Consider the following 6366-nt stretch of genomic DNA (forward strand, 5'->3'; position numbering starts at 1 on the left):
GTTCGCCGAACTGCGACTTCCAGCGGACTTTCAACACCATGGCCGAAGGTCGTATCCAGCCTTTAACACCACAGGACAACCGCAGCCCACAGACCAAATCGTCGAGGTGCGTCAGGGAGTCGCGGTAGGCGTCAGGGTGAAGGAGTAGCTGCTGGTCTTGTTGTCCGGCGACCACACGATCAGCAGATAGTGCTTACCGGGTTCCAGGGTCGCGAGCGAGATGCCGTAGCACGCTCCCGCCGGCGAGTAGACGTGCGGCGCCGCACTGTCTTCCACGACCGCGACGTCCAGATCGCAGCCTGAGGCGTTGGTCAGAGTCAGGTGGGAGGCAGTGGCAGCGTCGAACGTGTAGAGGTCGACGCGTCCGGGGACGTCCAGCTGGCCGGTGACCTTGGCGCCGACGGTTGTGGGGATGCGACGCTCCTTCGCGGTCACGAGGCGGAAGGAGTAGGGGCCGGTCGAGCCGTCGGATCGGGAGACCTTCAGGCTGTAGGAGGCCCCCGGCTTCACGCGGTACTGGTAGTTGCTGGTGACCGTGAAGCCGGGAGTGTCCGAGCCGTCCGGGCCGTCGAGGGTGATGGTCAGGCTGGATGCGCCGCCGCTGCCGGAGTCGCCGGTGACGTCGGAGTCGCCGGTGACGTCGGCAAGGCGGAAGACCGTCGCGCCGCCGAGCTGCAGGGGGTAGGTGTCGACCTGGCCCGGGGCGGTGATGGAGGCGGTGACGACGTCGCCGTCGTGGAGCGTGCCGCCGGGATGGATCGAGGCGGGCGGCTGCTGCGTGGGCATGGTCGGCTGCGTCGGCTGCGTGGGTGGGGTGGGCTGCGTGGGTTGGGTGGGCTGCGTCGGCTGCGTCGGCTGTGTCGAAGCCGCAGCCTGCGCCGCCTCGACCTGCCGCTCGGCGGTCACCGAAGCGGCCGCGAACGCGGGACGCCCGGTGAGCACCAGGTCCATGACACAGTCGTCCAGCGCCGCGGAGTCGGCGACACCGAACGACGCGCAGAGCACGCGAGCCTGCTCGCTCCGGCCGGCGTCCAGGTCGGCGACCGCGATCGGCTTGTCCGGGAAAGTCTTGTCGGTGAACGACACAGTGTTCTTCCCCGCGGGGTACGGCAGCAGCGACGCCGCGTCCGTGATCCGCCACTTGTCCGCGAACGCCCCGTAGAGCTGGTCCCGGCTGCCGGTGAAGCCTTCGAGCAGGCCGGTGGGCTTGAGCGACGCAGCAGGGTAAAACAGCACCCGCAGTCCCCACGCCCCGATCGGATAGACGTCGATCTCCGAGCCGTCGGGCGCGGTGACGACGTACTGCGCGTCGTCCGTGGCGTACTCGACGGCCCCGCCGCCGGGAAGCGGGGTGCTCGCCGTGGCGTCGAACCGCGTCTCCGTCCCGTTCAGCCGCGTGACGACGGCGGACCCGTCCATCGCGAAGCTCAGCCGGTCCGCCCCGACCCGCACGCCGACCGCGCTGTTGACCGACACGAAGCGCGAACCCTCCAGCGGTGCCTGCCGGGCCTGGACCTCGAGGGCGGCGGTCCGCACGAGTTCGAACTCGCCGACGGCCTGGAAATCGAAACGACGCTGGTCGAACGCGATCAGGTGCGGGTCGCCGTTCGACCCGGAGGGCGGACCGCCGGGGTGGTCCGAGCGGTTCATCTTCGGGCCCGAGTCCTTCGGCGGAGGCTTGCCGTCGTTGCAGTCCTTGCTGACCGCCGCCGGATCGGGGTTGGTCCCCGGCGGCAGCGGCTGGCCGTAGGCGGTGCGCGAGGGCAGCAGCCGCGAGGCGCGGTACTCGTTCTCGGCCCGGGTGGCACGGACCTCGCTGATCGACGCGGCCTGGTGGTAGTGGCCGTTGAACTTGTAGTAGCAGGGCCGGTCGTTGCTCTGGCCCTTGCCGTCGTCGTAGGCGTGGACGAGCTCGTGGTAGAGCTCTGCGCACGGATCGGTGCGCGCCGCCCCCTCGGGCTCGGAGCGGAAGGGCTTGTCCTTGTTGTCCGGATGCCAGTGGATGACCGCGCCGCGCTTGTCGCCGAGCGTGGCGTCGGGGACGTCCTGGGTCTCCCGGAAGACGATGACGCGGTACTTGCCGTTGAGGAACGGCATGATGCCGGCCGGATCGTGGCCGGGCTTGGCGAAGTCGGCCGTGCAGCCGTTGAAGACACTCGCGGTCGCGGCATCACCCGGCTCGCCGAGGGTCACGTCCGCCGCCGCCGGCGTCGGCTTCGCGACGCCGACCAGCCCGGCGCTGGCGAGCAGGACGACGACCACGGCAGCCGACCCGCCGCGCCGCCGACGCAGCAGCAGGAACAGCGCGAAGAGAAGCGCCAGCAGCGCGGCGGCAGCGGCGATCCACACCCACGCCGGCACCTGCGCTCCGTGCTTCGCCGCCGGCGCGACGGCGAAGGACGCGGAGGCGACACCACCCGCGCCGACGCAGGCGTTCTGCACCGGCGGCATGCGGTAGGTCACGGTGGCGACGTAACTGCCACCGTCGGCCACCGGCCACAAAGCCGCGACCGCTCCCCCACCGGGCACCGCCGCCACCGTCCGCAGCGACTGCCCGTCCTGCCACGGCGACGCGGCCATCACCAGCGTCACACTCTGCCCCGGTTCAACCGACCGCGACCGGGAGGCGAGCAACACGTCGTACCCGTCGGTGTAGTCGATGCCCACCGGCGTCGCCACCACGGCCTTGCCGTCCCGCGTCAGCGTCAGATCCGCCACGCCGTCCGCCCACGCCGCAAGCACACACGCCTTGTCGCCACGGTTGGTGACGGTGACCGTCAACACCACCGGCTCTCCCGACCGGTAGTCCGCCTTGCTCGCGGCGACACTCACACCGATCGGCGCCGCCCCACCCGCATCCGCCGCCTGCGCCGAGGCGCAGCATGCCCACCCGAAAAGGACGACGGCGAACACTCCAAGAAGTCGGGACCCCCATCCCATACGACAACCGTAGTGAGCGCGGGCGGTGACACTCAAGGTTCTACCATGTCGTTCACCCGTTCGAGAGTGCGCTGACCTGCGGCGACTAGGCTCCCTTACGGGGAAGACCTCCAGCCTTCCACAACTTCGCAACACTGAACCGGCAGGCCTGTCTCGCCGCACGCCGTTCCGGGCAGGATCGTCGCACCCGTGGCGGCGTCAGCCGCTTCCTCGGCGGACGCCCTGCTCCATGGCGCCAAAGACTAGTGGTGCGCCGACACTCCCCCCGCATCGATCGCCGCCTGCAAGGACACCTTGTAAGCCTCCGAAGTGTAAGTAGCGCCGCTCACCGCGTCGATCCGCGCCGACTGCGTCGCCAGGGCCTCGCGCGCCAGCACCACGGCGGCCAGCTCGGAGCGGGCCCAGGAGATGCGGTTGTCGTGGGGGAGGCTGGTGGCGACGACGCTGGTGATGCGGCCGTCGGTGAGGGTGATGCGGACTTGGACGATGCCGTGGGTGATGGGGACGGGTGGGCCGGTCACGGTCTCGATCGGGGTGGGCCCGGTGCCCTGCATCGTCTTCTTCGTGGCGAGGAGGCGTGGGGTGTGGGGGTGTGTCGGCGTCTTGTCGGCGAGCAGGCCGGTCATGGCACCCAGCGTGCCCGCGAGGCAGAGCAGGGTTCTGACGGGGATCGGCATGGTGGCGGGGCCTTCAGAAGTCGAAGATCTCGGTGTGGATGCGGCCGCGGCGGACCTTGGCACGGCGGAGGTTGCGGATCACGGCGGAGGCGAGGCCCGGGGAACCGCAGATGAAGACTTCGCGGTCTTCGATGTCGGGGACGAGGTCGAGGAGGCGGTCGGCGGAGAGGGGGTCGTTCTTGCGGCTGCCGACGGCGGGGATGTAGATCAGGCGGCCGGCTTGGTCGAGGGCTTCGAGTTCGCGGGTGAGGATCAGCTCGGCGACCTTCGAGGCGCGTTGGATGAAGACGATGTCGCGGCGGTAGCCGGGCATGGTCTCTGCGATGGCGCGAAGCGGGGTGACGCCGATGCCGCCGCCGATCATGACCACGCCGCGCTGCCGGCGCAGCACTCCGGTGAAGGCGCCGTACGGACCGTCCACCAGCACCCTGGCGCCGGGGCGGAGGCGCCGTCGCAGACGCTTGGTGTAGCCGCCGACGCACTTGAACGTCAGACGCAGGGTGTCCGCGCTCGGCGCGGCGGACAGCGAGAACGGATGCGCCTGGTACCACAGGCCCCTGCCCATGAACCGCCACCGGAAGTACTGCCCGGCCTCGGCTCCGAGCTCGGCCACGTGGCGCCCGCTGATGTACACGCTGACCACGTCCGTCCCGACCTCCTCGACCCGTGAAACGCGGAACCGGTGGCGCCGGTTGTTCAGGAACGGGAGCACGATCCGGTTGCTGATGACGGCCACCGCGACGATCGTGTGCAGCCCCGCCCACGCCCCGGCCGCCCATCGGTTCCGGCTGAACTGCGCGCCGAGGGTGAGCTGGTGCCAGAACGCGGCCGCGGCGGCCGGGTAAAGGAGCAGGTGGATCCCGTGCCAGCCCTCGTACCCCAGTCGGCGCCTGATGCTCCTCGCCGAGGTGAGCCCCGCGAGGAGCATGACGAGCAAGCCGATCGTCGCCGCCAGCACCCCCGGATATGTTCGCAGGACGCTGACGAGCACGGCCGGCGGCGCGTCGTGCAGGCTGACCGAGTAGGCGGCGATGACGAGGGCGAAGTGGGCCAGGAGCAGCAGCACCAGATAGCCCCCGAGGTTGCGGTGCGCGGAGGCGAGCCACGATCCGATCCGCCGCTCCAGCCACTGGAACCGGGCCATCAGCGCGATCTCGACGAGCAGCAGGTACGCCCCGACCAGCCCGGTGATCTGCGCCATCATGACGAGGTAGTCCGGCAGCGACTGCAGCCGGTCGGCCGGAGTCTGGCGCCACCACAGCGCCAGCACCCCCGCGACCCCCACGGCGGCCGCCATGAGCAGCACCGCCGACAGCGGCCGACGCGGCAGCAGGGGAAGGCTCCGATCAAACACTGAATGCTCCTTCGCGCGGGTGCACTCAGGTTCCACGGCCGCCCGGCAGCGCGAGGCACATTTGTTCTACCTTTACCCGCGTTTTACAGTGGGCGCCGATCGCTAGAATCCGCGGGTGAGCGATCCGTTTGAGACAGCAGCGACCCGGCGCCGGGTCCTGGAGGCCTGGGTGGCCTCCCCAGTGCGCTTCCGTGAGGACGCCAACCTGGAGGAGGACCTCGTCCTCGGCGGATACCGCGACCGGGTGATCGTCGAGTTGGCCCAGAACGCCGCCGACGCCGCCCTGCGCGCGGGCGTGCCCGGCCGCCTGCGGCTGACCCTCGACGGCCCCACCCTGACCGCGGCCAACACCGGCGCGCCCCTGGACGCGGACGGCGTGACCGGCCTGTCCACGCTACGGGCCTCGGCCAAGATCGACGAGACGGACACGCCGGGCACGCCGAACACTCCGGACACGCCGGTCGGACGCTTCGGAGTCGGCTTCGCCGCCGTCCTCGCCGTCTGCGACGAGCCGAGCATCCTGTCCCGCGACGGCAGCATCCGCTTCTCCTCCTCCGAGACGCTGCGCGAAGTGGACCAGGCCGCGGAGCACGCCGCCGCGCTGCACAAGGAGGTGCGGCGCCGCGAAGGCCGCATGCCGGTCCTCCGCCTGCCCTTCCCCACCGACGCCCAGCCGCCGCGGGGCTTCGACACCGCGGTCGTCCTCCCCCTGCGCGACGACGCGGCCCGGGCCCTGGTCCGCGCCCTGCTCACCGGCATCGACGACGCCCTGCTGCTCGCCCTGCCCGCGCTCGCCGAGATCGTCGTGGACGTCGACGGGGACGTACGGACCCTGACCGCCACGCGCGACACCGACTCCCTCTGCGTCATCACCGACGGCCCTCGCACCTCCCGCTGGCGCACCGTCTCGGCCGCCGGCGCGATCCCCGCCGAGCTGCTGGCGGACCGCCCGGTCGAGGAACGCTCCCGCCCGCGATGGTCGCTGACCTGGGCCGTACCGGAGGACGCCGCCGGCGAGCCCCGCCGGCCCGAGACCGCCGCGGTGTTCCACGGGCCCACCCCCACCGACGAGCCGCTGGGCCTGCCCGCGTTGCTGATCGCCACCCTGCCGCTGGACCCGACGCGCCGCCGCCTGGCGCCCGGAGCGTTGACCGACTTCCTCCTCGACCGGGCCGCCGACGCCTACCGGGACCTCGTCCAGCAGTGGCCGGTCAAGACGCCCGGGCTGCTGCGCCTGGTTCCCGGCCCGATCGCCGACGGGCCCGTCGACGCCGAACTGCGCCGCCGCATCGTCACGCTGCTGACCCGGACGGCCTTCCTGCCCGCCGCCGCCTCGGTCGGGCAGAACGCTTCCGGCACCGGCGCAGAGGGGGCTGAGGCCGGGACCGGGTCCGG

Annotated in this window: 4 protein-coding genes; 1 reads left to right on the plus strand and 3 read right to left on the minus strand. The window is 71.4% G+C overall.

Features of this window, described 5'->3' with window-relative positions:
* Positions 1-111: 111 nt before the first annotated feature.
* From ABD466_RS42205 to ABD466_RS42215, 3 genes are all read right to left on the minus strand, one after another.
* On the minus strand, positions 112-2940 hold the full coding sequence (locus ABD466_RS42205) for a type III secretion system effector protein (RefSeq protein WP_344662942.1): 2829 nt from the start codon (positions 2938-2940) through the stop codon (positions 112-114).
* A 242-nt stretch (positions 2941-3182) separates the two neighbouring features.
* The gene (locus ABD466_RS42210; RefSeq protein WP_344662943.1) at positions 3183-3617 is read right to left on the minus strand and encodes an FMN-binding protein; all 435 of its coding nucleotides are present in this window, start codon (positions 3615-3617) and stop codon (positions 3183-3185) included.
* A 13-nt stretch (positions 3618-3630) separates the two neighbouring features.
* On the minus strand, positions 3631-4971 hold the full coding sequence (locus ABD466_RS42215) for a ferredoxin reductase family protein (RefSeq protein ID WP_344662944.1): 1341 nt from the start codon (positions 4969-4971) through the stop codon (positions 3631-3633).
* A gap of 115 nt (positions 4972-5086) precedes the next feature.
* Between ABD466_RS42215 and ABD466_RS42220 the strand changes: the two genes are divergently transcribed.
* The coding region (locus tag ABD466_RS42220; protein ID WP_425558873.1) for a sacsin N-terminal ATP-binding-like domain-containing protein at positions 5087-6366 on the plus strand (1280 nt) is incomplete at its 3' end.

This window comes from Catenulispora subtropica, assembly GCF_039531675.1.
Taxonomy (GTDB): Bacteria; Actinomycetota; Actinomycetes; order Streptomycetales; family Catenulisporaceae; genus Catenulispora; species Catenulispora subtropica.

Coding starts and splice junctions, on each gene's coding strand:
- ABD466_RS42210 (WP_344662943.1), bottom strand. CDS start 3,617: ATGCCGATCCCCGTCAGAACCCTGCTCTGCCTCGCGGGCACGCTGGGT.
- ABD466_RS42205 (WP_344662942.1), bottom strand. CDS start 2,940: ATGGGATGGGGGTCCCGACTTCTTGGAGTGTTCGCCGTCGTCCTTTTC.